Genomic DNA, 25,681 nt, shown 5'->3' on the forward strand with positions numbered 1-25,681 from the left:
TTGGCCAGGTGCCCGGCGCGCGCTGGGCTTCATGGCCGTCGAGCAAGCTCGACGCTACGGGTTACGGTCGGGCCATCGCGCGGGGCAACACTTCAATGCTGCCGGCGGCGTACTGCTGCAACACATCTTCGGGCCCGTGGCGCGGCTGCCAGCCCAGCTGCTGCTGCAGCCGGCGGCTGTCGTACACCCGGTCGATCGACGGCGGCAGCGGCCAGCCACGGCGCTCGAATTCCGCCAGCAACTGCGGCGCGCGGCGCGCCAGCACCTGGCGAGTATCAACGGCCAGCTGCAGGCAATCCTCGCGCTGGAACGGGCTGGCGCCGCAGGCGATGTAGCGCTGGAACGCGCCACCTTCGTCCAGCAGCAGCGCCGCATGCGCGCTGGCCACATCGCGTGCATCAATGCCCCGATGCAGGCGGAACAGCGCCATCCGCTCGGGCGGCTCCGGGAAACAACGGCCCATGCGCAGCACCCGCACGCTGAAGCTTGCCGATGCGGCCTGCTCGGCCAGTGCTTCGGCCTGCAGCTTGCTGCGGTGGTAGATGGTGCGCGGCTGCGGCTGGGTGTCTTCGTCGATCCAACGGCAGCCGCCAGGCACCACCGCGTGGCCATACAGCGCCGTCGTGCTGGTCAGTACGAACCGCCGCACACCCGCCTGCCGCGCCAGCTGCAGCAGCTGCGCGGTCGCGTCCACGTTCACCGTCTGGAACACCGCTTCGTCCACCAGCCCCACATGCGGCGCGTGCAGGGCGGCGGTGTGGATCACCGCATCCACGCCATCCAGGGCGCGCTGCAGCGCCGTGCGGTCAGTCACGTCGGCCACGATGCGCGTGGTGGCGAACGGGCTGCGGTCCAGCCCGATCACCTCGTGCTGCGCCGCCAGTGCACCAAAGATCGCGCGGCCGATGCGGCCGGAGCTTCCGGTCAGCAGAATCTTCATGGAATCCATTCACTCGACAGCGCCCGGAACGTACCGGGATGAAGCGATTCTAGGCAGGCCGTGCGACCACTGCGAGAGCAGCGCATTGCAGTTGTGCGCGCACGCACAGAAAGGCCCCGCCATGTGGCGGGGCCCGGGTTGGCTGGTGGGGGTCAGCCAGAAACGTTCAGGCGATCAAGCGGCCTTCATTGCGTGCTTGCGGGTGCGCATCACGGCGTGGCATTCCTGCACGTCCGGCAGCCACTGGGTCACTTCCTGGCGCACGGCCGGCGGCAGGTCGTTTTCCTTCAGCACGTCCTTGAACGCGGCCAGCAGACGGTCTTCCGATTCTTCCAGCTCGGCCACGTAGCCGTAGTTGGTATCGCCGAAGGCGGCGCGTACCTTGCCGTAGAACTGCTGCATGGAACCGACCAGGGTGCCGTGCTCGGCCGGCTTGCCGCCGGTGGCCGCCACCGCGCCGCTCAGCGAGGTCACGATGCGCGCCTTGACGCCGGCGATGCGGGTGAACAGTGCCGACAGCTCGGCATCCTTCACCTTGGTGGCCGCTTCTTCATAGAAGGACTTGCCGTCGCGAGCGATTTCGATCAGGTCGTTCAGACGGCTTTCGATGGTGGACTGGGTGCTCATGGCGTGGCTCCTTTTCGGATCTGCGGGAAGGGGCATCGGTGCATGACCGTTGCCGTGCGCAGCCACAGTGATCGAACGCGTGTGCGGTGCGGGTGAGCAGCGATTGATGCGGGAATCACGCTGTAGAACCGGCGCTGACTGCTTCACGCGGCGTTGCAGCCGCTTCACGTGATTGCAGCAATTGCCGACGCTTTTGCTTCTTTCAATGGGCGTTGCCCCACGCCTAGATTCAGCCTGTGCACAGTCTCGTGCAGTCATCTGGAAAAGGCGGTTCCACAATGAACACCCTGGTCACTTCGGCATGCCTGCTCTTCCTTCTACTCGGTGCGACCGGTCCAGCACGAGCGGCAGACGGCAGTACACATGCTCCGCGGATGGATGACTTCACCTTGATCGAAGAATCCGGACCCTACGCATCGTCAGCCAGGGCGGCGCCATCGCAGCTGCGACGCGTTTATCGGCTTGGGACGGGTGAAACGATAGAGCTGGTCCATACCGAACAGGCCGATGGCCTGCTGGAGCTCGATGCGCGCCAGCAGTCACTTTCGACGCTGGATGCACTGGATCGCAACTGCGCCCGGAAAGGCGGAGCTGTTACGCGGGACAGCGTGTCCGCGTTTTCACCGCAGACCATGACCCTGCTGTCCTGTGTGGGTACCGCGCCGCGGCCAGGCAAGCCCGATCAAACAAAGGCCGAGACCGTAGCACCGTCTGCGAAGCGGAACTCAATCGGCGCCAGGTGGTCTGCTCAACGCATGGGCTGATGAGTGACGCTTCCCAGCAGCGCCTGCGCACGCGGTGACAACACGCAGCCCTGCGCCTGCAATCGCGCAATGGCCCCCCGCGTGCGGCCCAGAACCCCGGTATTGGCAATGAAGGTGAACGCGCTTCCTTCAAACGCCAACACGATGTTCTGCGTACTGCGCCAGTTCCGGTAGTCCACTTCGGCAATCGCGCTGTAGGGGCGCTCATGGCGGCGCAGCACGCGGTATTCCACACGGTCCGCGTGCAGGATCAGGCGCGGGTTCAGGCTGTTGTGCGCCAGCGCAAACCATGGCAGCGCGCGCAGTCCCAGGAACGCAGCTTCCAGGGTGACGGTGAGGGACGTGGTGTGCATGGCCCAGTATCGCAGGCGCGAGCCCTTCCCTCACGTGACAACGCCCCGGCAGGTTGCCGGGGCGCTGGTGCCTTACTTCTGCTGCAGGAAGGCCAGCAGGTCCTGGTTGACCTTGTCCTTGTGGGTGTCGGTCAGGCCGTGCGGCGCACCCGGGTACACGATCAGCTTGGCGCCCTTGATCAGCTTGGCCGACTGGCGACCGGAGATGTCGATCGGCACGATCTGGTCGTCATCACCGTGGATGACCAGGGTCGGCACATCGAACTTCTTCAGGTCGGCGCGGAAGTCGGTGGCCGAGAATGCAGCGATCGAATCGTAGGTGTTCTTGTGACCACCCTGCATGCCCTGCGCCCACCAGGCGTCGATCAGGCCCTGGGAAACCTTCGCGCCCGGGCGGTTGAAGCCGTAGAACGGGCCCGACGGAATGTCCTTGTACAGCTGCGCGCGGTTTTCCATCTGCGCCTTGCGGATACCGTCGAACACTTCGATCGGCAGACCGTTGGGGTTGTCGGCGGTCTTCAGCATGAACGGCGGCACCGAGCTGATCAGCACGGCCTTCTTCACCCGGCCGGTGCCATGGCGGCCGATGTAGCGCGCCACTTCGCCGCCGCCGGTGGAGAAGCCCACCAGGGTCACGTCGTGCAGGTCCAGGGTGTTGATCACCGTGGCCAGGTCATCGGCGTAATGATCCATGTCGTTGCCATCCCAGGGCTGGCTGGAACGGCCGTGGCCACGGCGGTCGTGCGCGATCACGCGGTAACCGTGGTTGGCCAGGAAGATCATCTGCGATTCCCAGCTGTCCGAGTTCAGCGGCCAGCCGTGGCTGAAGGTGACGACCGGGCCGTCCTTCGGGCCCCAATCCTTGTAGTACAGCTGCACGCCATCGGCGGTGGTGATGTAGCTGGCGGTGCGGGCAATGCTGGTGACAGCGGCCGGCTTGGCCGGCTCGGCCGCCTGGGCGGACACGCCGGCCTGCACGGACAGGGCCAGCACGGCGGCGGCCAGGGTACGGGTAGCAAATTTCATGGGGGAACCTCGTCTTGGGTGGTTGGACAGGCGCTACTGTGCGCCCGGAACGGGGCGCATCGGTGACGAATGGTCCGTAAAACTTGATCGACCGTATTGGATCGATGTGCTGCGGCCGCACCTCTTTTGATGCCTTCGCGCGGCCTGTCGATTGCCCGCCCCGTCGTTCGTCGGAACAGGTAACGCAGCCCGTTTCCCGCAGGAGCCGCAGCATGCAACCGACCATCACCGCCTTTGCCACCTCCCCCGACCGTGGCCAGGGCCTGGCCCGCGACATGCGGGTGCGCTGGGCACTGGAAGAACTGGGCCTGGCCTACGACGTACGCCTGCTGGGCTTCGCTGAAATGAAGGAACCGGCGCACCGCGCGCTTCATCCGTTCGGGCAGATTCCCACGTATGAAGACGGCGACCTGGTGCTGTTCGAATCGGGCGCGATCATCCTGCACCTGGCCGAACAGCATGCCGGCCTGCTGCCGCCCGATGGCAACGCACGCATGCGCGCGATCATGTGGATGTTCGCCGCGTTGAACACGGTGGAGCCGCCGATTGTCGAACGCTCGCTGGCCTGGGTGCTGGAACGCGAACAGCCCTGGTATGCGCAGCGGCTGGTGATGCTGGATGAGCGCGTGCGGCGGCGGCTGGGCGAACTGTCCGCACGGCTGGGCGATGGCCCCTGGCTGGAGGGCGGCTTCAGCGCCGCCGATCTGTTGATGGTGTCGGTGCTGCTGCGCCTGAAGAGCAGCGGCATCGTCGATGAATTCCCGTTGCTGGCCGCCTACGTGGCGCGTGCGACGGCACGGCCGGCCTACCAGCGCGCGTTCGCCGCGCAGCTGGCAGTGTTCCAGAACGCCTGATGGCCTGCCGCTCGGCCGGCCTCAGCGCAGTGGATCGGCCGCCACGCCCTCATGGGTGATCTTCACCGGCAGGATGTGGCCCTGCGCATCGAATTGCATGCGCTCGATGGCGGTCACCCGGTGGTCGCGGGCGCTGTCACCGTGTGGGCGACGGTGGTAGACGATGTACCAGCGGTCGGTGCCCGGCACCTGGATCACCGAGTTGTGGCCAGCGCTGGTGGCGATGGCTTCATCCTGCTGCAGGATCTTGCCGACGCGCTTGAACGGCCCCGTCGGTGCATCGGCAATGGCATAGGCCACCGAGTAATCCGGGCTGCCCCAACCGCCTTCGGACCACATGAAGTAATAGCGGCCGCCGCGCTTGAACATCAACGGGCCCTCCACGTATTCCGGGGCCGGGGTGATTTCCTTGAACAGCGTGCCATCGGCCAGCGGCAGCACGCCGGTGAAATCGTCCTTCAGGCGCACGATGTTGGCGTGCTTCCAACCGCCGTAGATCATGTACCAGGCGCCATCGTCATCCTTGAACACGAACTGGTCGATGGGCTGGGCGCCATTGTGGAAGGCGCCCACCAGCGGCTTGCCCAGCAGATCCTTGTAGGGGCCTTGCGGGCGGTCGGCCACGGCCACGCCGATGCCACCCAGCTCGCTATCGTTCTTGATGTCGTTGGCAGCGAAGAAGAAGTAGTACTTGCCGTTGTTTTCCACTACCGACGGCGCCCACATCGCGCGCTTGGCCCACGGCACTGCCTTGGCGTTCAGTACGTCGGCATGCTTGGTCCAGTGCAGCAGATCGGGCGACGAGAACGCATCGAAAGTGGTCTGCGCTTCGTACACGGCCGAGGTGGTCGGAAAGATCCAGTAGCGGCTGCCGAACACGGCCGCTTCCGGATCGGCGTACCAGCCCTGCAGGATCGGATTACCCGAGGTGACCGGCGACGCGGCCTGCGCGCCCGATGCCAGTGCCACCGCCATGCAGGCGGCCATCATCCACTTCCCCAACGCCATGCCGTGCGCTCCCGTGCTGGATGGAGGGAGCATATTAGATCGATCCAGATAAGGAATGCGAAGGCGGTCCCACTCCGCATGCGGGAGTGGGATGCAGGCCTCAGGCCTTCTTGATGACGGTGCGCTTGCCGATGGTGCTGGTCTTGCCCGCGGTCGGCTTGGCCAGGCCGGGAATCAGGAAATCGGTGACCTTGTGGCCCTTGGACACCTTGGCGGCCAGCCAGCGCGGCATGCGCCCGCGGCCGGTCCAGGTCAGGCGCTTGTATTCGGGATCGCGGTACTTGGGCGCCACCTTGCCGGACTTGCGGCGAGTGGTTTTGCGGGCCGGCGCGGGCGCGGCGTCGGCGTCGTCACCGAACAGCTCTTCGATGGTGTAACCGGCTTCGGCCGCGGCGGCCTTCAGCAGGCGGCGCACGGCGGCGGCCGGGCGACGGGAGGTGATCAGGGCCTTGCGCTGTTCGGCGGCCGCCACCAAGGCGCCCAGCTCGCGCAGGCTGAGCGATTCGATATTGATAGTCATGGGGGGGAAAGGTCTACTGTGGCGGGGTGGGTGTCAAGTTGGGTTTACTTGCCATTCGACATTGGCTGGCGAACGGTTCGTCCCGCTTGCCCTGCAAGGCATCGATACCGAATGAACGGTTTCTCGGTTCGATCAACGGCAGTCAGGGCATTTCCATCGGCGCTCAGCCTGAAGTGGCTGGCGCTCAGCCAGGTCTCGCCCTCGCCAGAGAGTTCCGCGATGAGCATGATCTCGCGCGGTCCGCTAACTACCACGGCCTTGATGGGCCCAGTGCTTCCCCAGTAGGTAATGTGCCTGGGCTTGATGACGAGCATGGATTCGTCCCAATCGGCACCGCAGGCTCTGGTCCCCACGCTCCACTCGCCGAGAAAACGGGTGGGAAGGGAATCGACGCGCTCAGCAGCATGCAGACCGAAACTGGAAACTGCCAGCAGAACTGCAAACAGATGATTCATCCAGCAACTCCACACCTACTGGTAAATGCAGACATGATGATGCCACGGGATTCAAATACCGCGTATGCGGAGACATGCTTACCCGGGACCTGTTACGGGTGAATGGCGTAGACGAAGAAGGCGTCGTCGCGCTCCCATCCCAGGCCTTCGTACAGCCGCTGCGCAGGCAGGTTGCTGCGGCCGGTCTGCAGCTCCAACCGGCCAGCACCCCGCCGACGCGCCTCATCGGTTGCCGCGATCATCAGCGCACGGGCCAGGCCCTGGCGACGTGCCGATTGCGCGATATACAGGTCGTACAGAATGAAACTGCGCTGCGCACTCACTGAATCGAACAGCGGGTACAGCTGGGTAAACCCAACGATTCCGTGTTCTTCGGATTCAATTACAAGCACCAGTGAGTCGCCGGCCTGCAACCGCTCGCGCATGAAGGTGGTTGCAAGTTCAAAGTCTGCGGGCTGTTCGTAGAACTGCCGGTAGTCGTTGAAGAGCGCAGCGACCTGCGGGAGGTCGGAAGACGAAGCGATGCGAATGGTGGGTGCCATGGGGAGCCTCCTTGCAGAGGCCTGAGCGTGGCGCTGAGGGTGTGAGCGTGGTGTTGAAAGCTTGCTCGCGATGGAGGCGTTGGTGGGCCCACCAGCACCCACATACCGCCTTAAAATGGCCTCCACACGGACGTTTCAAGATATGGCCACCCACATGTTACCGCCAAAGTTACCGCCATCGCGTGTGAGCAAGCGGGCTCGACGACTGGATCGCCCAAGGAGTCACTTCACTCATAGGAGAACTTTCGCTTGCCACCGGTTTAGACATCCTGGCCAGTTCCTCATCCCCCATTGATTGACCTGAGAATTGCGTCTACGCGGATCGCGTTAATAGGTGACTGCCTTGCCAGATCGGCCAACGCTTCCTTGACCAAAGCCTGAGCCACCTCAACATGCGCTTCGCCCCGGTACTGCATGCTTGTTAGCATGAAACTGCGAGACAGCTTACCCGCGTTCTCTTTCAGCCACTGCGCTATCGCGTCCTTATCAGCCATAGAGACCGCGAGCAGCGCCTGATCCAGCCCTCCCTGGCCCTTCGCCAGGGTGAACATGGCTTCGGCAAGGTCAGGTACACAAGCTGCCTCGCGTTCCGCCTGACTCAATGCATCAATGAATTTCTGGTCCGTTAGCGGCCCGAAGATTTGGGCCTCTTGGAGAGATAGTTCATGCCGTCGCGTACCACGACGCGGTGCGATCCACTGAATTATAAATTCATCCGCTAGCTCTTCCTGCCCCAAGCGCCTCATTAAAGAGATAGTCGAATTAGCGTTCATCGCGTGCATCCCTGATGCCGCAGCAGGGAATGCTTGCTGAAACATGCTGACTACTTGATCCGCGTTATCTTCAAAGGTGTCGTGATAGGCATGCCATGCTGCACTAAAGGCTCGATCGGCACTATCGGCCTGTTGAGCGGCTTCCAGACGCTGCACTTGGCCATCGAACGCAGCTACGTCCATGTAGCCATCTTGGACATAGGCAACAACTACTACATCAAGCGCATCAGGATAGAAGTCAACCTTACTGAGGATTTCCTCCCAGCGTTGCTCCTCTTCGCTACGAACAGCATCTTTCGCAATCGCCGCTAGACGTTCATAGGAGTTTCTTAGGGCCCTCTGAACTGGAGGCGCACCCTCTCCTGATGCGTTGTGGCAGTAGCTGTACAGAGTCAGTGCCGCGCTAATCCGGGACTTCGTCTCGACTGAGGCGTTCTTGTAGCGCTCAGCTAGGGGAGCGATAGCATCCCTAATTCGACTCATGATGCGCATGTTGCTGACATCCAGCTGCAATAGCACGTTGCGAGCGCTATCGAACCATTCGTCAGTACCGCTCACGCCAAAGATGATATCGATGCATGCCTCAGTCGTAGGGCGATATGAAACCTCCGCATGAAACACCTTCTCGCGATGCTTGTTCCAGTCCGCGATGCCTTCCATGGTCGCGTCATTAAGAATCAGCACCACAGAGCAGTTGCGCTCCTCGCACAGGTATGTAACGAGCCCCAGAACTTGCTCTAGATCGAGATCCCTGCCTCTTCGCTCGAAATCGTCAAAGCAGATCAACTGATCTTTGACGCGAAGAAAGGAGACGGTCCGATAGAGGCCGCCCAGGTTCCCCACCCAGGGGTTCTCGAGCTGAGACGCAGAGTTAGCCACATCTCGCCAGTTGAACTTTTTCTTGAACTTGGACCATGCATTTGGCTCCTGAGGAGGAGGTCCGGCATCAATCTCTTTTTGGAAAATAGCTAGTTTCAGATCATCAACGCTGTTAGCACCGAAGAGAGAAACATAGCTGTATTTGCTGCGAGCCTGGTCCGGCGTGGTCCGAATAAGCTGACGCCACATGTGTGTTTTACCGCGTCCCCACCCTCCAATGAGAGCAACGGCACGTGCGTGCGGCGATTGAATCAATCCAACGAGAGCTAACTCAGCAGACATGCGGCGACTCCTAGCCGGCAGACGGACGCTCGCCAGCCTGAGCGTGACGAGCCAATCCATTCAGGCTAGTGAATTCCGCTCGCTTCAGCAACCGGCGTGCGCACCCGTCTCCCCGCCACGCCTGCGCACTTCATAGGGTGCTTTTTCTGCGCTACCTGCGCACGGGCCAGCAGCAGGCCCAGCAAGGCTGCTGGGGGCACTGAGGGGTCATGCCGCCACCTGCGAATCCCTGCACCAAATGGGGGTGATTGGTGAGGAGTTGAGCGGTCGTATGGATGCCAGACGTGCAGTCGCCAAAGAATGGAGGCAAGAGGGCATCCAATAGCGTCCAAGAAGAACGCACCACTACTTACAGTGTTTCAGGAAAGATATGAAATGGGGTTGTGGAACACTTTTTTGGTTACAGCCCCTGTCCGGGCACTGTCGCCCCTCTCTCGCTGCCGCTTCTCCTGTCTTCCAACGGTCTTGCCGATATCACTGCTGCCTTGCCGCCTGCCGTTTCCTGCTTGAGAGTTCTGACTCACTGATTTTGCTGGTTACATTGGTACGCTGGTTACAGCGCGCCTCGAATTCATATACATCAACGACTTGCGTATGATTTGGGTGCGTACCAGTCATGGGGGAAGACTGGTTACACCGGTTACATCTAGCGTCGTAGTAGCGCATGGCCTACTGCTGCTGCCCAGGCAGCGCACCGCTGACGGGCTTACGTGACGAGCCGCTCACCGCCACAACGTCACTACGGCCGCACCCACCACGGATTACTCCCTCGAAACGCAAGTAGGCCGCCCTTGGCCGGCCTACTTGGTCGGCTCGGCTCGGCTCGGCCCGGCACCGGCTCACCGGGCAAGCCGTCAGGGTGCTACGGGCGCCAGGTCAAACGGGGCGAAGGTAATGACTTCCTCGCCGAGCCACTCGTTGACCATGCCCATACGCGACTGTAGGGGTGCCAGTTCCATCGACGCCCAAACCGTGGCCGCATCGCGAAAGCCACTCAAGATCCCGCTGTTTACGCCAGCCATCTGGATCGCGCTCGAGTTTGGAGAGATCAAAACTCGACCGCCACTCACTGATGAGGAGCGCGTTCCGCTCATCCAACTGCGGTTCGACTAGCCTAGCGAAACTCCGGTCCTCGGTGACCGATACGACCGGACGGTACTTTGGCCGCACCTTGCTGCTCCAAGCAAGCATCCGCTGCAAGTGACGCCAGAACGGGGAGAGCGTTGCTACCTCCTGATGATCCAAGCATGAAGCTTGGGGTGCACACGCTTCCTGCCAGAATAATTGCCCTTGTCTCGAGAAGAGCACCGCGGATACTCGCGTCTGCATTCCAGCAACACGATCTACACCAGATACTCCAACGACCAGAAGTCCACCGTCCATCACGGACATCAGCTCAGACAAGAAGCGGAACTGCTCGTGATCCCAAGTCGCTCGAACGCTCAACTTGCGGCTACCTTGCTTCGCCTCCTTATCAATATTTCCCGCTTGCTTCCGCATCGCTTGCACCCTCCCAAACGGCAAGCCTAACAGTGTGCCGGATTTCAACAACTCGCCATCAAGCCAGAGCTCTGATCCGGACATAACAAGTCGCTGTGCTAGATTCGGGACAGTGATCCTCGCGCGAGAGGTGCCTTCATGAATGCACGGGTCGAGAAATGCGCTTTTTCATCAAAGGTCAGAGGTCGAGGCCACATCCGGGCAGCAGCGTATCGCTGCCTCTCAGTAGCCTTTGCAGCGGTGGTACTGTCGGCCTGTTCAAGCGGCGCCTCACCAGCCCCATCGCATCAATCTGATCAAAGACAGTCCGTCAAATCAGGGAGTGAAATTGGTATGGAGCGATTCAAGAACGACATCGAACGCCTGTCTAGGGTGCGCTTCTATGATGTCGACGCGCTAAACGAACAGCTTCACACGCATCTGGGAGAGCCGACGCGGCAGGACGTGATCGACGAGCGAATCGCAGAACACGGAAAGTTGGGCGACCTTGAGATCCGGAACATCAGGCTGAGAATTGCCACTGACGATCCTGCGCTCGCTAACCTGATCTTTGAGATCGCACCACCAAGCATTGCGCTCGAGGAAATCATCTGGGAGAACTCCACCAAACATCCACCTCGCCCTGACGCGTCTGGCTCTCGCCCATACTGGTCTGCGCAGGTAAACGATGCAAAGGTCGTGCTCGGGCTTGACTCCGATAACGTGACGCTGACCTACATATCGATCAGTCAGCGCTGATTCCTGTTATTGCGAAGGAGCCGCAGCATGGAGCGTACTGAAGAATTTGGACTGCCACTGCCGCAGGATGGAGGCCGCCCAGGAGCCGCACGACGTCCTGCATCGCCATTGGACGACCCTTCGTTGGCGCCGCTTCTGGCAAAATCCCCAACACTTCAAGCGGGCCTCACCCAAGCGAGACGCGAGGGTATCGTTATCCAATGGGGGGCAGCCGGTGAAGGCACTTACCTTATTCCCGGCGTCAAGATCGTTATTGACGAGAATGCGATTGGGCAAGGCTCAAGGATCGCAAGTTCTCTTTCACACGAAGTTGGGCACCATCTCTTCACCGAACCCGAAAACCGAACTTCTAAGCAAGCCTATGTGACCAGCGAGTTGCGAGGAGAAGCCGCCGCGACTCTCAGCAATGTCCAGGTCCAGCGTGAGATCCTTGCGGCTGGCGGCCCAGATATTGGCGTTTCAGGCACTGGTAACCGGCCACAGCAGTATGGAGCCATTGCGGCGGAACTCCAGGCCGGACGGATCAACCGTAACCAAGCACTGGAGCAGATCGCTGAGGTGTTCAAGACAGAGGCTCCGTCTGTTGGTCCTCATGCGACATACGAGCTCTACTATGGCGACTACTACGACCGGGAAATAGCGCCCACGCAACGGCGGCGTAGGCCAGATCCAGAATTTGACCCAGAGCGTACTGCGGTTGCGGAGAGCGCCGGCGTGGTCACCGACGACTCGCCCTCGCGGCAGCGAGCATCCTCCTCAGTCCCTGAACTCGGCGACGCTGATCGCTCTCTCTATATGCAGATCAGGGCTGGTGTGGAGCGCCTGGACGCGGAGCATGGGAAGCCGTGGGACGAGTCGAGTCAGCGCATGTCTGCAAGCCTGCTGGCACTGGCGAAGGAGCAGGGCCTTTCACGGGTTGACCATGTTGTCTTGAACAACCCGACAGAGAGCCTGGCTCGTGGTGAGAGAGTCTTCATAGTCGAGGGAGCAATGGACGATCCTGCCCATCGCCGAGGACATATGAATACGATGGATGCGCTTCGCGCACCGGAGGCGGAATCGCTCCAACGCGCTGACGCGTTGAGCCGATCACAAGCAGCGAGCCTTGAACAGCAGCCAGCACAGCAGGCGCATATGCAAGACCACCCATCGTTCTCGAGATAAGGCCGTCACTGCACTATCGGCGTCATTCACTCCAGCGCCTTGGCCCGCAAATGAGCGCCCGCGCTGCAGCGTGGGTGCTATCGAATCATCATGCGGTCGCCCCCAGTTCGAAGGGTTCGAAGCTGATCACGCCCTTACCGAGCCACTCGTTGATCGCAGCAATGCGGGTCTGCAGCGGCGCCAGCTCCATGGCAGCCCATACCGTTGCGGCCTCGCGGATCGAACCGAAACCGCCACTATTCTGCGGCACGATGCCCAGCAGCTGCGGTGGAGTTGGCAGCGATGCCAGCATGTCGTCGCGGGTGACGCTCTTGATGCCGGTGAACTCATCCCTTGCCGCCACTTCGCTGACCGGGATCAGCTGTAGACCGTCCTTCTTGCCACCGGGCGAATACCCGAAGATGTTGCGGAAATTGCCCTGCCCGCGAGACTGCCGCAGCGCCTCGCGCCTTATCCGTATCTCCTGTTTCGACCTGACTATCGGTCAGGTAGAGAATGAACCCGGCGTGTGATCCGTTGTTGTAATACTTGCGCCGAAACAGGGTGGCCGACTCGTTCAACAGCGCCGACTGCACCGCTGGCATCCATTCGGGCAACCCGTAGATCTCCTGATCGGGGCACGCCTCGCGCAACTGGAACACATCGCCGGACTTGAACTCATGTTCGACGCTGCCCGCACGCACCTGAAAGAACTCGCCGGGATTTACGCCACGGCGCATGTACTGCGCCAGCGGCACTGCCAGGCTGTGATCGACACCCGGACATTGCGCGCCGCCGCTCGACATAGGCCATGCCGAAGGTGATGTAGTCCAACGCCAGTTGCGCGAACGCCTCGCGACTGAGCAGCTTGTCTGGCACGAACGTGCGCGCCAGCATGTTGCGCTTGAACGTCAGGCCGGTCTGCAAGTAGGGGTTGGCCCGCGTCACGCGTGAGAGGCCATGCAGATCCACTTGCGGTTCGTAGTAGCGGCCGTTCCATTGCTCATCTCGTCTCCGTACCTCGGCCGTTCAGCTACTATCACGCCCCCGCCCAGGGCGCTGTCGGAACCACCCTACAACGATCACAGCGCAAGGCTATCAGATGGTCTGCGGTAAAATTGGACCTCAAGCAGGAGGTACCCATGATCAGCAAAGCTCAGCGCCAGCAGGCACTGATTGAAGCCACAGCTTCGCTCCGCCTGGAAGGCCTGCCTATTTCATGCCGGGATGACGATCTTTATGCAGCGGCCGTTGATGGACGGCTCGTTGGGGAGTTGCGCGATGCCGTATTGGCTCGTGTCCGCGCCGAGTTGGCGTCAATGACGACATCCGCGGTCCCATAGGGACGGCGGGGCCTTAAACGCCCCATCTTGATCTTGCTGCGTTGGGCCGATCACCGGCTTCTCAGGCTGTTTCGGCCATGTCCGACCAGCAGTTGGCTTGAGTCTTATGACGACCTCATCCCGGATCAATGAGTCCGAACTCCGCGATCATCCCGGGGAAGGGGCGTCTTATGGTCGTTTTATCATCATAAGTTGTCCAAAACGGCCAACTCATGCCTGCAGGAACAGTAAGCCTAAGTGCCTGTTTTTTATGGTGGGCCCACCAGGATTCGAACCTGGAACCAAGGGATTATGAGTCCCCTGCTCTAACCGTTGAGCTATAGGCCCTGCGCAGCGCCACAGTGTAGTGGAGCCCGCCCTTCCCTCGCTACTCAGTCATCAACCGCTAGCACCCTCGCCACCTGCTGCAACCGACCTTCAGCAGCCTCTGCGTACACCTGCATCTGCAGCAGATGCTCACGGAACAGGGCCACGGCGCTTCGCGCCCCTTCCAACCCCGGCCGGTTCTCGCCAGCAAATCCTTCAACCAAACCCGCGCCAGACTGCGTCAGCAGCGCGAACGTCGCTCGCCGGGCGAAGCCCCAGCGATCCTCAAGCTCGTCCCGCATCACATCGTTCCAGTCCAACAGCGGCGGGAAATCGCACGCCGTCTGATCGGCACCGTGCCCAGCCCCTTCAACGGGCGTTTCCTTCTTGGCCATCTTCACCCTCCTACGATTCGTCGAACCTGTTCCGCCTCCTGTTGAGAGAGGCGACCGGGCGCTTCAACACGGTCGTAGGGCCGCCCGCAGCTTTCCCCCTTGCGGGGTCTTCTATGGCTGCGCGCCACCCGGCCAGAAACCTTCCAGCTCACCGGGATGGCGAGTGATGCGATTTGACCTTGGACAGCCTGCTGTTTCGGCCTGCCATCCGCCTACGAAGGTGTGTTGAGCACCTGCGAAGGACTGTGGAAAATGAAGCGTATGCGGCTCAACTGGTGATTGCGACAGGCTCGGGCAACGCGACCTGCGCCCTAAGTAGCCAATGCATTGAGCGGACTGGAGATCCGACGAATCGGGCGCCACTCGCGTCACGCTCCGCGAGCGCAGCTTCAAACAATCCTCAAGGCAGACACGACATTACGCGCCGCTATCGGCGGCCTGGGCTAGGCCGCACAGCGCGCGACCGGCGCAAACGCGACACCAGAACAATCCGCCGGGCATGGCCCGGCGCTACCAGACCGGATCACCCAAACCGCGCGCCCATGGCCCGCACCCGCTCGGCATTCGTCGCCGCCAACGCACGCAGCCCGGCCGAGCCCACGCGCGCCTCCCCCGCCACGCGCTCCCAGAACTCCGCCGCCAGCGGCACCGCCCAGCGCAGGTGTTCCAGCTCGCCGCTGCCACGCGGCGCCACGGCTTCCAGCGGCGCATCCTGCCGCAGCACGCCCAGCCGCGATGGCGCCAGCGACATCGGCAGCATGTCGTACGCCGGGGCCAAGGGCAGCGTGCCGCGGTCCACGAAGTGGAAACCCACGTTGCCTTGATGCATGTCGCTGTTGCCGATCAGGCGACCGAACGCATGCAGCCGCGCCATGGCCTGCACGGTGCGCGCCGACAACCAGCCCATCGTCTGCAGTTGCGCACCGGCACTGGGCCAGTCCAGCGTGGCTTCGCCGGTGAACGCGGCCGACAGCGCCAGCAGCGAGACGAAGCCACGCCGCCCCAGAAGATCGGCCGTGCGGTCGAACCGCTCCACTTCCAAGAACGTATGCGTGGGCGTCTGCAGCAGCTCGCTGTGGGCGGCGTTCATGCCGGCGCCACGCAGGGTCTGCAGGGCCAGGTGTTCGCAGACCAGCAGGTCGGCCCATCGCTGCGCAGCGTCGCCGCCATCGGGCTGGGCAAACTTCACCAGTACCGCGCGTCGCCCGCCCGCGCTTTCCACGGTGGCGGTGAACTTGGGCTGCTCGCCGCCCGGTGATGAGCCCACGTCTTCGCCGGCCAACGCAGCACGCGCGCGTTCGGGGTACTGGCGCGCGCGGTCGGTGGCGTTCACTCGGTCCGGGGGTGCGTCCAGGGCAGCCAGAGCCGCCTCCACGGCGTCCCCGCCCAGCAGCAGATCGCCGATTTCGGTGCCACCGCCCTGCACCAGCGCGGTCAGCACGTCATCGCGCTGCCATCGGTTGAGGTCGGTCGGCAGGCCAAGCGCGCGGCCGCGGCCGCGGCCATGGGCGAAGCTGCGGCCCAGGAAGCCCTGTGGGCGCAGGTCGTCCAGGTACCAGGGCAGACCCGGGAAGAACCCGGCAAGGTCGCCCTCGGGCGCACGCAGCAGGTTCGTGCGCGTGCGGCTGGCATCCACGTGGAAGGTGTCACCACTGAGCGCGACCAGCCGGCCCAGCTCTTCCAGCGTGGCATCTTCGCGCAGCCGGTACAGCGGCCATTCGCTGCCCACGCGCGAGGGTTGCCGCAGCGCGTAGGCGGTCGCGCGGGTCTGGCCCAGCCGCACCACCTGATCACCACTGGCGGCTACCAGACGGCTCAGGGTCATGCGGTTCACGCCCAGGCGTTCGGCCAGGACCGCCGCCGACAGTGGCTGGCCGGGGGGAAGCTGGGCGATCAGGTCCTGGGGCTGAAGCAGCGCGGGGCGGGACATAGCGGGGGATGCTGGCGGAATAGTGTTACGTATTTAGCTTAAATAGCCAGGCGCCGCAAGCAGAACAGTATTCATAATCTATTGTTTTAAAAGGAATTACATGAGAGCAAGGGCAGACAGAAGCGGAAATAGTGTTACGTAAAAATTACAAATACTGCACGGAGACCGCCGGGCATGGCCCGGCGCTACCCAAAAAAAACCCCGCCGAAGCGGGGTTTTTTCAACACATCAACGCAACCAGGAAATCAGTCGATATCCAGGAAGCTGCGCAGCTGTTCCGAACGGCTCGGGTGGCGCAGCTTGCGCAGGGCCTTCGCTTCGATCTGGCGGATGCGCTCGCGGGTCACGTCGAACTGCTTGCCGACTTCTTCCAGCGTGTGGTCGGTGTTCATGTCGATGCCGAAGCGCATGCGCAGCACCTTGGCTTCCCTCGGGGTGAGGCCGGCCAGCACGTCGCGCACGGTTTCAGACAAGTTGATGTTGGTGGTGTTCTCGATCGGGGACTCCACGTTGGTGTCCTCGATGAAGTCGCCCAGATGGGAATCCTCGTCGTCGCCGATCGGGGTTTCCATCGAGATCGGCTCCTTGGCGATCTTCATCACCTTGCGGATCTTGTCTTCCGGCATGTCCATTTCCTTGGCCAGCTCCTCCGGCGTAGCCTCGCGGCCGTACTGCTGGAGCATCTGGCGGGAAATGCGGTTCAACTTGTTGATCGTCTCGATCATGTGCACCGGAATACGGATGGTGCGTGCCTGGTCGGCAATCGAGCGGGTGATCGCCTGGCGGATCCACCAGGTGGCGTAGGTCGAGAACTTGTAACCGCGGCGGTACTCGAACTTGTCCACGGCCTTCATCAGGCCGATGTTGCCTTCCTGGATCAGGTCGAGGAACTGCAGGCCACGGTTGGTGTACTTCTTGGCAATGGAGATGACCAGGCGCAGGTTGGCCTCGACCATTTCCTTCTTGGCCTTGCGCGCCTTGGCTTCGCCGTAGGCCATGGCACGGCTGATTTCCTTCAGCTCTTCCAGGTCCAGCTGGGTCAGGTTCTCGATGTCGATCGTCGCCTGCTGTTCGGCAATGATCTGGTCCTTCACTTCACGCAGGGCCGAGGACCACTTCTGCTTGCGCTTCAGTGCGTCTTCCACCCATTCCAGGTTGGTCTGGTTGCCTTCCCAGGAACGGATGAAGTCCTTGCGCGGCATGCGTGCAGTGACGGTAGCCAGGTTCAGCACGCGGCGCTCGTGGCCCTTGATGCTGGCCATGGTGTCGCGCAGCTGCTTGGTCAGCACGTCAGTCAGCGGCAGCGGCAGCTTCAGGGTGACGAACACGGCCGACATTTCTTCGCGCAGGCGCGGCAGGTTCTTCTTGTCGTTCTTGCCGGCGGCCTTCTTGAAGGCGTTGAAGGCATCGCTCAGCGCCTGCATGCGCGCAGCGACTTCTTCCGGGTCCGGACCGGTCGGTGCGGCTTCTTCATCGCCACCGTCGACATCATCGTCCTCGTCCTCGTCGCCATCGGCGTCAGCGTCGTCGCTGTCATCGGCGGCGGCGGCAGCCGGCGGCGCCGGATCTTCGTCGGCCAGGTCGTTGAAGCCGACGATCACTTCGGCCAGGCGCTTCTTGCCTTCCTTGTGGGCTTCGTAATCGTTCAACAGCGATTCGACCGACACCGGGAACTGGCCCAGCGCGGCCTGCACCTGCGAAAGGCCTTCCTCGATGCGCTTGGCGATGGCGATTTCGCCTTCGCGGGTCAGCAGCTCGACGGTGCCCATTTCGCGCATGTACATGCGCACCGGGTCGGTGGTGCGGCCACCTTCGGTGTCCAGCGCGCTCAACGCTGCGGCGGCTTCTTCGGCCGCGGTGTCGTCGACCTCACGGTTGCCCGTGTTGCCGTCGTTCAGAAGCAGGGTTTCCACATCCGGCGCAACTTCATGGACATCAATGCCCATGCCGTTGATCATGCCGATGATGTCTTCGATCTGTTCCGGGTCGACCATGTCGTCCGGCAGATGGTCATTGACTTCGGCGTAGGTCAGGTAGCCCTGTTCCAGGCCCTTGCTGATCAGTTGCTTGATTTCGGATTGGGCAGGACGTTCGTTGGCCATGTAGTGCTCGCGCCACCGGCTAGGGAGAAATAGGGAACGTAGCATTATACCAGCCCGGGGCCCGGCCTGCCGGGCGGTGGTCCCGGCGGCCTAGGGCCTGAGGAGGAAGGTCACGGGACCGTCATTGACCAGGCTGACGACCATATGGGCACCAAATCGGCCCGTTTCCACCCCCGGGGCATGATTTTCACGGCAGATATCGACAAATCGATTGAACCCGCGTTCAGCCTCGTCCGGCGGGGCGGCACTGGTGAAGCTGGGCCGCATGCCCGAACGGGTGTCCGCGGCCAGGGTGAACTGGCTGACCAGCAGCAGGCCGCCGCCGGTATCGCGCAGCGAACGGTTCATGCGCCCAGCCTCATCTGCGAATACACGGTAGCCAAGCAGGCGTTCGGCCATGCGCTGCAGCTGCGCCTCGGTGTCGCCCGGTTCCATGCCCACCAGGGCCAGCAGGCCCGGGCCGATCTGCCCCACCGCTTCGCCCTCCACATGGACGGCGGCCTGGCTGACGCGCTGGATCAGGACGAGCATGCGGGGGCTTCCTTTGAACACGGCCGGCCACGATAGCAGCGCCCTTGGCTAAACTGGGGGCGATGAATCCGCAACGCAAAGCCCGGCTGGTCTACCGCGCCACCACCCTGTTCGCCCGCCTGCCCTGGCCGCTGCTGCGGGGGTTCGCGCACGCCCTGGCCTGGGCGTGGATCCGCCTGGACGCCCGCGAAAGCCGGGTGACCCGCCGCAACCTGGAACTGGCCTACCCGGAACTGGACGCGGCCACGCGCACCGCCCTGCATCGCCAGGTGCTGCGCTCGACCGCGCTGCAGGCCATCGAAACCCTGCGCCTGTGGAGCCAGAGCCCGGCCGACAACCTGCGCCTGCACCTGAAGGAACGCCACGGCCAGGCCCTGTACGACGCCGCCCTGGCCAGCGGCAAGGGCGTGATCGTAGCCGCTCCGCACTTCGGCAACTGGGAGCTGTTGAACCAGTGGCTGGCCTCGCGCGGGCAGATCGCCATCGTCTACAAGCCACCGGAAGACGAAGCCGGCGACGCCTTCCTGCAGCTGGTGCGCGGCGGCCAGAACGTGCAGCAGGTGCGCGCCGAAGGCCCGGCGGTGCGCCAGCTGTTCAAGGTACTGAAAGACGGCGGTGCCACCGGCATCCTGCCCGACCAGCAGCCCAAAGCCGGCGACGGCGTGTTCGTGCCGTTCTTCGGCGTGCAGGCGCTGACCATGACCCTGGTCAACCGGCTGGCCGAGCGCACCGGTGCCACCGTGCTGTACGGCTGGTGCGAACGCATCGGTCCTGACATGGAATTCGCCCTGCACATCGAACCCACCGACCCGGCCGTGGCCGACCCGGACCCGCAGGTGGCCGTGGCCGCCCTCAATGCGGGCATCGAGCGCATTGCCCGGCGCGACCCTTCGCAGTACCAGTGGACCTACAAGCGCTACACGCTGCGGCCGCCGGGCAGCGGTGAAGACGATCCCTACGCCACCGAAAAGCACCCGCACTGACGGCCGGACGCCGGCGATCGCGCTATGTTGAATACGACGCCGGCGCCCCCATAGAGACTGCGATGTCCGCCTCCCCCGGTCCTGCCATGCCTGCTTCTTCCCTGTTCGGCGACCCTGCCGCGATCCGCTGCGAACGCGCGGTGGCCGAACTGCGTGCCGGTCGCCCGGTCCTGCTGCACGACGGCCAGGGCCAGCGCCTGGCGGTAATCGCGCTGGACAGCGCCACCGCCAGCAGCTTCGCCGCCTTCGCCAACGCCGCCCAACAACGCCATTACCTGTTCCTGACCGCCACCCGCGCCCGCGTGCTGGGCGTGGAGGCCGCGCACGGCGCGCGCCTGCCGCTGGCCGGCATCGCCTTCGATGCGCTGCCGTCGCTGGGCTACCTGCGCGAACCCGGCCCGATGCCCGATGGCTGGAGCGCGGGCGATGCCTTCGACGCCGGCGCGGTGGAACTGGCCCGCCTGGGCCTGCTGCTGCCGGCCATGGTGGCGGTGCGCCTGGCCGCCGACGACCGCACCTTCGATGGCGCCGCCGACGTGGCCCTGTGCGATCTGGCCGAGGGCGCTGCCCATGCCGCCCACGATTACGAACTGGTGGCGCGTTCGCCGGTGCCGCTGCGCGATGTGGGCATGACCACCTTCGCCGTGTTCCGCGGCGGCGTGGCCCAGCGCGACCAGGTGGCGATCATCGTCGGCGAACCCGACCTGTCGGCCGTGGTGCCGGTGCGCGTGCATTCCTCGTGCCTGACCGGCGATCTGTTCGGTTCGCTCAAGTGCGACTGTGGCGACCAGCTGCGGCGTGGCCTGCGCAAGCTGAAGGAACTGGGCGGCGGCGTGCTGCTGTACCTGGACCAGGAAGGCCGCGGCACCGGCATTGCCGCCAAGATGCGCGCCTACGGCTACCAGCACGACGGCCTGGATACCATCGATGCCGACGCGCAGCTGGGCTTCGGTGCCGACGAGCGCCGCTACGGCAGCGCGGTGGCCATGCTGCACGGCCTGGGCATCACCCGCGTGGCCCTGCTCAGCAACAACCCGACCAAGGCGCAGCGCCTGCGCAATGCCGGCATTGAAGTGCTGGACTGCATTCCGGTCACCGGCGAGATCACCGCCGAGAACGAGCAGTACCTGCGCACCAAGGCCGACCGCGCCGGCCACCTGCTGGATGTGGATGCGTTGATCCAGGCCGCCCAGTAACGCGGCCGATTTGCTACCGTCAGCGCGGTGCGGCTGTGGCCGCCACCGCCCGCCCTGCTGCCCGACGGATGCCTGCGTGACCGACCTGCCGATTGCCGACCCTGCGCCGCCCCTGGACCACTGGCAGCCGCTGCCCGCACGCGCGGCCGCGTTGGCCGCCCTGGAAGGCGCGTTTGGCGGCGTGTTCATTCCCGGCACTCCGCTGGCCGCCGCCTGCTGGTTCTTCGATGCCCCCGGCGGCTTGTGGAGTGCCGGCGCGGCCCTGCTGGCCGGTGTGCTGTTCGGCGCGTGGATCGGCCACCGCCGCACCCGGCGCACGCGCTGGCGCCTGGACGCACAGGGCCTGGGCCTGCGCCGCGACCTGATGTGGCAGCTGGAAACGCGGGTGCCGGTGTCGCGCGTGCAGCACCTGGATCTGCGTCGCGGGCCGCTGGAGCGCCGCGCCGGCCTGGCCACGCTGATCGTGCACACCGCCGGCACCCGCATGAGCGCGGTGACCGTGAACGGCCTGGACCAGGCCGACGCCGAACGGCTGCGCGACACCCTGGCCCACCAGCTGGACCAGGACGCCGACGCCCTGTGAGCCAGCCACCGCCCCTACCCGCAGCGCTGCCCACCGGCGGCCAGGACCAGCGCCTGCACCCCTGGTCGTGGCTGTTCGTGCTGCTGATGCAGTTGCGCCATTACTTCCTGCCGTTGGTGGCGCTGCTGGTGTTCGGCCAGCGCGGCGACCGCGACCCGATGTGGGCGCAGCTGATTCCGCTGGGTGCCATCGTCGCACTGGTACTGGTGTCGGTGCTGCAGTACCTCAGCTACCGCTACCAGATCGGCGCCGATGCGATCACCGTGCGCAGCGGCCTGCTCGCGCGCAACCGGCGCGAAATTCCCTTCGCCCGCATCCACAACGTGGAAGTGCGGCAGAACCCGTTGCACCGTCTGTTCGGGGTGGCCGAACTGCGCCTGGAATCGGCCGGCGGCGTACGCCCGGAAGCGGAAATGCGCGTGCTGCGGCTGGACCAGGCGCTGGCGCTGGAACAACTGGTGCGCCAGCGCGGCCAGGCGCCACAGGTCGTGGCCGACGATCAACCGCAGGCGGTCGCGCCGGACGATGCGCAGGACCAGGTGCTGCTGCGCCTGTCCAGCTGGGACGTGCTGCGCATGGGCCTGCTGTCCAACCGCGGTTGGGCGCTGGCGGTGGCCGCCTTCGGCCTGCTGTTCCAGACCGTGCCACGGCCGGTGATGGACGATGCGATCCAGCGCGGTGGCCGCCAGGCCTTCGGCTTCGTCAGCCACCTGCACCCGGGCACCACCGGTGCGCTGCTGCTGGCCGCCAGCGTGCTGCTGCTGGGCTGGCTGGCGCTGCGCGTGCTGTCGGTGGCGCTGACCCTGCTGCGTTACCACGGCTTCACCCTGAGCGAGCGCGAGCGCCGCCTGACCGTGGCCACCGGCCTGCTCAGCCGCACCCGCAGCAGCGTGGCGCGGCGCCGCATCCAGGCCTGGACCCTGCGCGAAAGCACCCTGCACCGCTGGTTCGGGCTGCGCCAGCTGCGCATCGACAGCGCTGCCGGTGGGCCCTCGCGCGACGATGACCGCGCGCTGCGCGAACTGGCACCGCTGGCGCCGGCGGCAACCTGCGACGGCCTGGTGCAGCACCTGTTGCCGCAGCTGCAGTGGCCACCGCCGCAGTGGCAGCCGGTGCGCCAGCGCGGCTGGTGGCGGCTGGCGCTGGGCAGCCTGCTGCTGGTGCCGCTGCTGGCAGCCGCGGCGTACTGGCGCTGGGGCACGTTCGGGCTGGCCGTGCTGGCCTGGCTGCCGGTGGCCCTGTTGGCCGCGCACCGGCAGATGGCGCGCATCGGCTGGTATCTGGACGACCACTTCGTGGCCGTGCGCGGCGGCTGGTGGAAGCGCTGGTGGCGCTGGGCCGAACTGGACAAAGTGCAGGCCCTGCGCCTGCGCCGCACGCCGCTGGACAAGCTGCTGGGCACCGCCAGCCTGCAACTGGATACGGCCGGCGCACACGGCGATGTGGCGCTGACCCTGAACTACCTGCCGCAGGCGCAAGCGCAGCAGCTGATGGAACAACTGGCCCACGCCCTGGCCCGGCGCAAGCTGCGCTGGTGACGCGGGCTGAGCGGGGTCGGATCCCTTTCCGCAGGAAAGGGCTCTGACCCCAGACACACCATCCACGCATGGCGTGGATCTACTGGCGAGCGCGTAGCAACCCCGTCGGTAGAGTCGACCGTTGGTCGACTATCGCGCGCAGCGCGGGGTTTTCCTCGGCTGATGGAAGAGCAGTCGACCAGGCGGGGTCGGATCCCTTTCCGCAGGAAAGGGCTCTGACCCCAGACACACACCATCCACGCATGGCGTGGATCTACGGGCGGGCGCCTAGCAACCCCGTCGGTAGAGTCGACCGTTGGTCGACTATCGCGCGCAGCGCGGGGTTTTCCTCGGCTGATGGAAGAGCAGTCGACCAGGCGGCGTCGGATCCCTTTCCGCAGGAAAGGGCTCTGACCCCAGACACACACCATCCACGCATGGCGTGGATCTACGGGCGGGCGCCTAGCAACCCAGCGGCGCGGGGTTCCGGCAGGTGCCGCCGCTCGCACCCCGTCAGCGCTGCGCCGGGCCCCAGTAGCCCAGGTCCTTGCGGATCTGCAGATCGCGCAGCCAGGTGCCGAACGGCTTGCGCCGCAGAGCACCCATTTCGCCGGCCAGGAAATCCTCGGTGGCGGCGATCACCCGCTCGCTGGAATGGCCATCGCGGTACGGGTGGATGGCATCGGCATAGCGCACGATTTCCGCCGTCAGCGCCGCATCGGGATGCAGCGCGCGCTGCAGCATGGCCGGCAGCAGTTCGGGCGCATCGAAGTCGATCATGTGCGGCTTCGGCACCCGGTTGCGGAAGGTCACCACCGGCTTGTGCTGCACGATGAACTCCGAAACGATCGACGAAGTGTCCGACACCAGCACGTCGGCGGCACGCTGGGCGGCCATCACCTGCTCGGGCTCGATGAAACAGGCATTGGCGCCGGCCAGCGCGCGGTACTGCTCGAACAGTTCCGGCGGGCACTTGGGGTGCAGGGTCAGCAGCCAGTAGCGATCCCCGGCGGCGATGTCGGCGGCAATCTGCGCATGCAGGTGCGGGGCCGCACTCAGGCGCTCGGTGAAGGTGGAACCGAACAACACCACCGGGCGTCCGTCCGCCGGCGCGCGCAGCGCCGCGCTTTCACCGCCATCGTCGCGGAACAGCGGGTCCAGCTTCGGCCAGCCGGTCTCGGCCACCGCGAAATGCCCCTGCTGTTCGGCAATCTGCCGGAACGGTGCGGTGGTGGCCGGGCCCTGGGTGCAGTACAGATCGAACATGCCGCGCACCCGGAAGTGGCCGCGCGCACTGTCGCGCTTTTCCACGTTGAAGCCATGGAACAGCTGTACCTTGGCCCCGGACAGGAAGGTCGGCACCCAGTTGGCCGCGCTGAACACCGCGCGCGGGCGCAGCGCCAGGGCCTGCTTCAGGCCCACCGTGGGCACCCCGGGAAGCTGGCTGCCAGCGGCGCCCCCCTCGAACCAGGCACTGACCTGTTGGCCCGAGGCGTGCAACGCCTGCGCCAACGGGGCGAGAATAGGCAGCGCATAGCGCTCCGTCGCAAACAACAGGTACCCGGCCATCATGTCCTCCACGACCGCTCCCATCGAACGGCCTCGCATCTCGGCGTGCATTATCGCGTTCAACGAGGCCGGCCGCATCGGCGACTGCCTGGCCTCGCTGGCCTTCTGCGATGAGATCGTGGTGGTGGACTCGTATTCGACCGATGCCACCGTGGCCATTGCCGAGTCCGCCGGCGCCCGCGTGCTGCAGCGGCCGTTCGACGGCTTCCGCAGCCAGAAGGCCTTCTGCGTGGCGCAGGCGCAGCACGACTGGGTGCTGTGCCTGGACGCCGACGAGCGCATCAGCCCGGAACTGCGCACGGCCATCGAAACGGCACGCGGCGGTGGCTTCAGCGGCCACGCCGGCTACCGCTTCGCCCGCCTGTCTGAGTATTTCGGGAAATTCCTGCGCCATGGCAATGCCTACCCGGACCGGGTGCTGCGCCTGTTCGACCGCCGCCACGGCGGCTGGCGCGGCAAGCGCGAGATCCACGAAGCGGCCAGCGTGGACGGCAGCGTCGGCACCCTGCGTGGCGACCTGATCCACTACCCGTACCGGTCCCTGCAGCAGCAGTTGGCCAAGACCGAAAAATACGCGCGGATGATGGCCGAGCACGAGTTCGCGCGCGGCAAGCGGGCCACCCTGGGCAAGCTGGTGCTGGCGCCGGCCTGGCGGTTCTGGCGTGGCTTCGTGTTCCGCGGCGGCTTCCGCGATGGCTGGCATGGCCTGGTGTACGCCTACGTGCGCGCCAATTACGTGCGGCAGAAGACCATCATGCTGTGGATGCTGGGCAACGGCCAGGCCGTGGCCGATCCGCCGACCCATTGACCCGCCGGGCGTGG

The 25,681-nt window shown here is 64.5% G+C and carries 24 protein-coding genes, 1 tRNA gene and 2 pseudogenes; 10 read left to right on the top strand and 17 right to left on the bottom strand.

The window, feature by feature from the left end; translation table 11 throughout:
• Positions 1-61: 61 nt before the first annotated feature.
• Positions 62-940 (bottom strand): NAD(P)-dependent oxidoreductase, encoded by an 879-nt coding sequence (locus C1932_RS17190; RefSeq protein ID WP_108763480.1) that lies wholly within the window; start codon positions 938-940, stop codon positions 62-64.
• A gap of 174 nt (positions 941-1,114) precedes the next feature.
• Complete coding sequence (locus C1932_RS17195) at positions 1,115-1,567, bottom strand: PA2169 family four-helix-bundle protein (protein ID WP_108757243.1); 453 nt, start codon at positions 1,565-1,567, stop codon at positions 1,115-1,117.
• 278 nt (positions 1,568-1,845) lie between these two features.
• Here C1932_RS17195 and C1932_RS19870 point away from each other — a divergent pair, with 278 nt between their 5' ends.
• Complete coding sequence (locus C1932_RS19870) at positions 1,846-2,331, top strand: hypothetical protein (protein ID WP_159094557.1); 486 nt, start codon at positions 1,846-1,848, stop codon at positions 2,329-2,331.
• On the opposite strand, the gene C1932_RS17200 is transcribed toward C1932_RS19870, so the two are convergent.
• Positions 2,316-2,684 carry a hypothetical protein gene (locus C1932_RS17200; protein ID WP_108762974.1) on the bottom strand — a complete coding sequence of 123 codons (369 nt, stop codon included), beginning with the start codon at positions 2,682-2,684 and terminating at the stop codon, positions 2,316-2,318. The genes C1932_RS19870 and C1932_RS17200 overlap by 16 nt on opposite strands.
• Positions 2,685-2,756: 72 nt before the next feature.
• Positions 2,757-3,710 carry an alpha/beta hydrolase gene (locus tag C1932_RS17205; RefSeq protein WP_108754261.1) on the bottom strand — a complete coding sequence of 318 codons (954 nt, stop codon included), beginning with the start codon at positions 3,708-3,710 and terminating at the stop codon, positions 2,757-2,759.
• 212 nt (positions 3,711-3,922) lie between these two features.
• On the opposite strand from C1932_RS17205, the gene C1932_RS17210 reads away from it, so the two are divergent.
• Complete coding sequence (locus tag C1932_RS17210; protein WP_108762975.1) at positions 3,923-4,564, top strand: glutathione S-transferase family protein; 642 nt, start codon at positions 3,923-3,925, stop codon at positions 4,562-4,564.
• Between the two features lie 21 nt (positions 4,565-4,585).
• Here the strand turns inward: C1932_RS17210 and C1932_RS17215 are convergent, their stop codons facing one another.
• From C1932_RS17215 to C1932_RS20065, 6 genes and pseudogenes are all read right to left on the bottom strand, one after another.
• The gene (locus tag C1932_RS17215) at positions 4,586-5,572 is read right to left on the bottom strand and encodes a glycoside hydrolase family 43 protein (RefSeq protein ID WP_108762976.1); all 987 of its coding nucleotides are present in this window, start codon (positions 5,570-5,572) and stop codon (positions 4,586-4,588) included.
• Positions 5,573-5,672: 100 nt separating this feature from the next.
• Positions 5,673-6,092 (bottom strand): H-NS histone family protein, encoded by a 420-nt coding sequence (locus C1932_RS17220; protein WP_108762977.1) that lies wholly within the window; start codon positions 6,090-6,092, stop codon positions 5,673-5,675.
• A gap of 44 nt (positions 6,093-6,136) precedes the next feature.
• Positions 6,137-6,547, bottom strand: coding sequence for a hypothetical protein (locus C1932_RS17225; protein ID WP_159094558.1), 411 nt, complete (start codon positions 6,545-6,547; stop codon positions 6,137-6,139).
• 92 nt (positions 6,548-6,639) lie between these two features.
• Positions 6,640-7,089, bottom strand: coding sequence for a GNAT family N-acetyltransferase (locus tag C1932_RS17230; RefSeq protein ID WP_108762979.1), 450 nt, complete (start codon positions 7,087-7,089; stop codon positions 6,640-6,642).
• Positions 7,090-7,370: 281 nt separating this feature from the next.
• A complete protein-coding gene (locus tag C1932_RS17235; protein ID WP_159094559.1) occupies positions 7,371-9,023 on the bottom strand; it encodes a P-loop NTPase fold protein in 1,653 nt (550 codons plus the stop codon).
• 854 nt (positions 9,024-9,877) lie between these two features.
• Positions 9,878-10,009: pseudogene (locus tag C1932_RS20065) on the bottom strand (Presumed portal vertex protein); the annotation flags it as partial.
• A gap of 847 nt (positions 10,010-10,856) precedes the next feature.
• Here C1932_RS20065 and C1932_RS17245 point away from each other — a divergent pair.
• Together C1932_RS17245 and C1932_RS17250 are read left to right on the top strand one after the other, a co-directional pair.
• A complete protein-coding gene (locus C1932_RS17245) occupies positions 10,857-11,261 on the top strand; it encodes a hypothetical protein (RefSeq protein ID WP_108762981.1) in 405 nt (134 codons plus the stop codon).
• A gap of 27 nt (positions 11,262-11,288) precedes the next feature.
• Positions 11,289-12,425, top strand: coding sequence for an XVIPCD domain-containing protein (locus tag C1932_RS17250; RefSeq protein ID WP_108762982.1), 1,137 nt, complete (start codon positions 11,289-11,291; stop codon positions 12,423-12,425).
• A gap of 88 nt (positions 12,426-12,513) precedes the next feature.
• Here C1932_RS17250 and C1932_RS20070 read toward each other — a convergent pair.
• Positions 12,514-13,409, bottom strand: a pseudogene (locus C1932_RS20070) (phage portal protein); the annotation flags it as partial.
• A 137-nt stretch (positions 13,410-13,546) separates the two neighbouring features.
• Between C1932_RS20070 and C1932_RS19875 the strand changes: the two are divergent.
• Entirely contained in the window at positions 13,547-13,747 is a 201-nt protein-coding gene (locus tag C1932_RS19875; RefSeq protein WP_159094561.1) for a hypothetical protein, read from the top strand.
• Positions 13,748-13,998: 251 nt separating this feature from the next.
• Here the strand turns inward: C1932_RS19875 and C1932_RS17260 are convergent.
• The 5 genes from C1932_RS17260 to dtd form a co-directional block, all read right to left on the bottom strand.
• Positions 13,999-14,074, bottom strand: a tRNA-Ile gene (locus C1932_RS17260).
• A gap of 44 nt (positions 14,075-14,118) precedes the next feature.
• Positions 14,119-14,448 (bottom strand): hypothetical protein, encoded by a 330-nt coding sequence (locus C1932_RS17265; protein WP_108763481.1) that lies wholly within the window; start codon positions 14,446-14,448, stop codon positions 14,119-14,121.
• 523 nt (positions 14,449-14,971) lie between these two features.
• Positions 14,972-16,378: a type II toxin-antitoxin system HipA family toxin YjjJ gene (gene yjjJ / locus C1932_RS17270; protein ID WP_108762983.1), complete on the bottom strand. Its 1,407-nt coding sequence runs from the start codon at positions 16,376-16,378 to the stop codon at positions 14,972-14,974.
• Positions 16,379-16,623: 245 nt separating this feature from the next.
• Complete coding sequence (gene rpoD / locus C1932_RS17275) at positions 16,624-18,480, bottom strand: RNA polymerase sigma factor RpoD (RefSeq protein WP_108762984.1); 1,857 nt, start codon at positions 18,478-18,480, stop codon at positions 16,624-16,626.
• 90 nt (positions 18,481-18,570) lie between these two features.
• The gene (gene dtd, locus C1932_RS17280) at positions 18,571-19,011 is read right to left on the bottom strand and encodes a D-aminoacyl-tRNA deacylase (RefSeq protein WP_108757268.1); all 441 of its coding nucleotides are present in this window, start codon (positions 19,009-19,011) and stop codon (positions 18,571-18,573) included.
• Between the two features lie 62 nt (positions 19,012-19,073).
• Here dtd and C1932_RS17285 point away from each other — a divergent pair, with 62 nt between their 5' ends.
• The 4 genes from C1932_RS17285 to C1932_RS17300 all read left to right on the top strand — a co-directional run bounded on the left by C1932_RS17285 (position 19,074) and on the right by C1932_RS17300 (position 23,311).
• Complete coding sequence (locus C1932_RS17285) at positions 19,074-19,994, top strand: lauroyl acyltransferase (RefSeq protein ID WP_108762985.1); 921 nt, start codon at positions 19,074-19,076, stop codon at positions 19,992-19,994.
• 62 nt (positions 19,995-20,056) lie between these two features.
• Entirely contained in the window at positions 20,057-21,190 is a 1,134-nt protein-coding gene (gene ribA / locus C1932_RS17290; protein WP_108762986.1) for a GTP cyclohydrolase II RibA, read from the top strand.
• Between the two features lie 76 nt (positions 21,191-21,266).
• On the top strand, positions 21,267-21,773 hold the full coding sequence (locus C1932_RS17295; protein WP_108762987.1) for a PH domain-containing protein: 507 nt from the start codon (positions 21,267-21,269) through the stop codon (positions 21,771-21,773).
• Positions 21,770-23,311 carry a PH domain-containing protein gene (locus C1932_RS17300; RefSeq protein WP_108762988.1) on the top strand — a complete coding sequence of 514 codons (1,542 nt, stop codon included), beginning with the start codon at positions 21,770-21,772 and terminating at the stop codon, positions 23,309-23,311. The genes C1932_RS17295 and C1932_RS17300 overlap by 4 nt, the downstream gene beginning before the upstream one ends.
• Before the next feature lie 492 nt (positions 23,312-23,803).
• Here the strand turns inward: C1932_RS17300 and C1932_RS17305 are convergent, their stop codons facing one another.
• Positions 23,804-24,862, bottom strand: coding sequence for a CDP-glycerol glycerophosphotransferase family protein (locus C1932_RS17305; protein WP_108762989.1), 1,059 nt, complete (start codon positions 24,860-24,862; stop codon positions 23,804-23,806).
• Here C1932_RS17305 and C1932_RS17310 point away from each other — a divergent pair.
• Positions 24,861-25,667: a glycosyltransferase family 2 protein gene (locus tag C1932_RS17310; RefSeq protein WP_108762990.1), complete on the top strand. Its 807-nt coding sequence runs from the start codon at positions 24,861-24,863 to the stop codon at positions 25,665-25,667. The two genes, C1932_RS17305 and C1932_RS17310, sit on opposite strands and share 2 nt — an antisense overlap.
• Positions 25,668-25,681: the final 14 nt, after the last annotated feature.

Source organism: Stenotrophomonas sp. YAU14D1_LEIMI4_1 (assembly GCF_003086815.1).
In the GTDB taxonomy this organism is placed as follows: domain Bacteria; phylum Pseudomonadota; class Gammaproteobacteria; order Xanthomonadales; family Xanthomonadaceae; genus Stenotrophomonas.